Genomic DNA, 2,650 nt, shown 5'->3' with positions numbered 1-2,650 from the left:
GCCGGACCCATGCTGCGTCCCGCCCGGATACCCCTGCAAAGCGCGTGCCATTCTTCCGCGCCAACCCAGTGGCACAACTCCTGCATCAACGTGGTTCTAAAGACCCGGCGGCTACGGCCGCTACATTCGTTGACGGCACGGCCACGCGGCACCCCCGCGGCGGCTCACAGACAGGAGAAACAACGTGGCTGACTTTGGTTATGGTGGCATCGGTTCGGGACTGGATATTTCCGGCATGGTGGCCAGCCTGGTCGCGGCCGACCGCAAGCCGGCGGACAACGCGCTCAACCTGCAGCAGTCCAAGGCCAAGATGCAGCTGTCGGCGGTCGGCACGGTCAAGTCCGCGTTCGACCTGCTGACCACCTCGCTCAAGGCGCTCAAGGCCTCCACCGCGTTCGATGCCCGCCTGGTCAGTGCGACCAAGAGCGGCACCGACGACATCCTGACGGTCACGAGCACCAACGCCGCGGCCACCGGCAGCCACGAGATCGACGTTACCCAGCTGGCCACGGCCAACAAGTGGATCGCCGACACCTCCGTGCCCAAGACCAAGACCTTCGGCGCCGGAACCCTGACGCTGGACGTCGGCGTGGGCGACAAGAAAAAGACGCTGGAAATCCAGGTCGAGGCCGATGACACCCTCTCCTCGATCCGCACCAAGATCGAGAAGGCCGGCCGCAGCCTGGGCGTGCAGTCCACCCTGATCGCCTCGGGCGACAACCAGTTCCTGTCGATCTCGCAGGAAAAGGCCGGCACCGCCAACGCCATCAAGCTCAGCGCAGGCGCCGGCAATGCCGACCTTACCGCCCTGGCGGCCAGCATGTCCGAGCGCACCCCGGCGGCCGATGCCAAGCTGACCATCGATGGTGTGGAAGTGGTGGCCAGCGAGAACACCGTCACCGACGTGGTGCCGGGCCTGACCCTGAACCTGAAGAAGACCGGCAAGAGCACGGTGACGGTCAGCACCGACGTGGCCGCCGCGCGCAAGGTCATGCAGGACTTCGTGACCGCCTACAACGGCGCCATCAGCGCCATCAACACGGCCACCAAGTACGACATCGAGAACAAGGAGCCGTCGTCGCTGACCGGCGATGCGCAGATGCGCGGCGCGTCCAGCCAGCTGCGCGCGATGATGGGCGGCGTGCTCAAGGACCTGGCCGCAGCCGGCCTGGACCCCAAGACGCTGGGCCTGCAGACCCGCGCCTACCCCAATGCCGATGGCAGCCTGGTGCTGGATGCCACCAAGTTCGAAGCGGCCCTGGTCAACCAGGCCGGCGCGGTGCGCCAGGCCCTGACCGGCGATGACGGCGCGGCCGCCAAGCTGTTCAACATGGTGGATGGCTACACCAGCACCACCGTGGGCAAGGAAGGCGCCTTCGTCTCGCGCACCAAGAGCATCAATGCCACCCTCACCGACATCGACAAGCGCCGCAAGGCCCTGGACGTGCGCATGGCCGGCGTGGAAGAGCGCTACAAGAAGCAGTTCCTGGCCCTGGATACGTTGATGGGCAAGCTCAGCCAGACCACCTCCTCGCTGAGCGCGCAGCTCAGCCAGCTGGCCGGTTGATCCATACGGCAGCGTGCTCAAGTTAACCGCGCACGCTGCCGATACAGGTACCGACGCAGTACCAACGCAGGCTCCACCCCCGGTGCCGCAGACCTCGCGAGGCACGCGGCCCCGCACGAAGGAGACATGATTGATGTACGGTTCGAACCGTCAATTCACCGAGCAGTACCGGCAGGTCGGCGTGCAGAGCGCGATCACCGACGCCGATCCGCACAAGCTGGTCGCCCTGCTCCTGGCCGGCGCGCTGGAACGCGTCCGCCTGGCCCAGGCCTGCCTGGAAGGCGGCGACCAGGCCCGCAAAGGCAAGGCGATCGGCGAAGTCTGCGCGATCGTGGGCCACCTCAACGGCTCGCTCGACCACGAGGCCGGCGGCGAGATCGCCGGCAACCTGTCGGCGCTGTATGACTATGTGATGCAGCGGCTGACCGAAGCCAACCTGCACAACGACCCCGAAGCCCTGCGCGAATCGCTGGAGCTGCTGGGCGAAATCGACGCCGCCTGGAACGCGATCCCGCGCGACCAGCGCGTGCCCGCACAGGCCGCGCTGTAATGGCGCCCCCCCTGCTCACCCTGGCCGACCTCAACGCCGAGCTGGACACGCTGGAAACCGCGCTGCTGGCCGACGACCACGAGCGCGCCAGCGACTGCCTGGACACGCTGCACGTCAACCAGGGTCGGTTCCTGGCCCAGCCGGGTGCGCTTGACGATGTGGCCGGCCTGAGTGCCCTGGAAGGCCGCCAGCAGCGCATCATGGTGATGATGATGAGCCAGCGCGACGAAGCCGGCCGCCACCTGCGCCACGGCGCCAACGCCAACCGCGCGGCGCACGCCTACCTCACTGCGGAGTCGCTGGCATGAACGACGCGCGCCCCGCGGCGATCCATCATCCGGCCGAAAGCGAGCTGTTCGATGAAACGTTGAGCTGCGAGGTGGCGCTGCCGGCCGAGTTCCGCCTGGGCAGTGCGGTGATCCGCCCCGGCAGTGCCGAAACCCTGCTGCGCAGCGTGGCGCTGGTAGAAGATGCACGCAGCGACGACGGCCACGACGACCGCGGCGAATCCAGCGCGCAGATGCAGCGGCTGG

The 2,650-nt window shown here is 67.4% G+C and carries 3 protein-coding genes and 1 pseudogene; all 4 read left to right on the top strand.

Annotation, left to right across the window (positions count from 1 at the left end; translation table 11 throughout):
* The first annotated feature begins 184 nt into the window (after nucleotides 1-184).
* Nucleotides 185-1,567, top strand: a complete 1,383-nt coding sequence (gene fliD / locus DBR34_RS04990) for a flagellar filament capping protein FliD (protein ID WP_128095946.1) — start codon at nucleotides 185-187, stop codon at nucleotides 1,565-1,567.
* Nucleotides 1,568-1,700: 133 nt separating this feature from the next.
* On the top strand, nucleotides 1,701-2,117 hold the full coding sequence (gene fliS, locus DBR34_RS04985) for a flagellar export chaperone FliS (protein WP_038688455.1): 417 nt from the start codon (nucleotides 1,701-1,703) through the stop codon (nucleotides 2,115-2,117).
* On the top strand, nucleotides 2,117-2,425 hold the full coding sequence (locus DBR34_RS04980; protein WP_128095945.1) for a hypothetical protein: 309 nt from the start codon (nucleotides 2,117-2,119) through the stop codon (nucleotides 2,423-2,425). Before fliS ends, DBR34_RS04980 begins: the two co-directional genes overlap by 1 nt.
* Nucleotides 2,422-2,650: pseudogene (locus DBR34_RS22140) on the top strand (PilZ domain-containing protein); the annotation flags it as partial. The gene DBR34_RS04980 and the pseudogene DBR34_RS22140, both read left to right, overlap by 4 nt.

The organism is Stenotrophomonas sp. HMWF003 (assembly GCF_003061285.1).
GTDB lineage: Bacteria > Pseudomonadota > Gammaproteobacteria > Xanthomonadales > Xanthomonadaceae > Stenotrophomonas > Stenotrophomonas maltophilia_AP.
This window is presented reverse-complemented; position numbering and strand designations above follow the sequence as displayed.

Excerpts from the sequence above, each read along its gene's own strand:
- fliS (WP_038688455.1), top strand. The coding sequence starts at position 1,701 with ATGTACGGTTCGAACCGTCAATTCACCGAGCAGTACCGGCAGGTCGGC.
- DBR34_RS04980 (WP_128095945.1), top strand. The coding sequence starts at position 2,117 with ATGGCGCCCCCCCTGCTCACCCTGGCCGACCTCAACGCCGAGCTGGAC.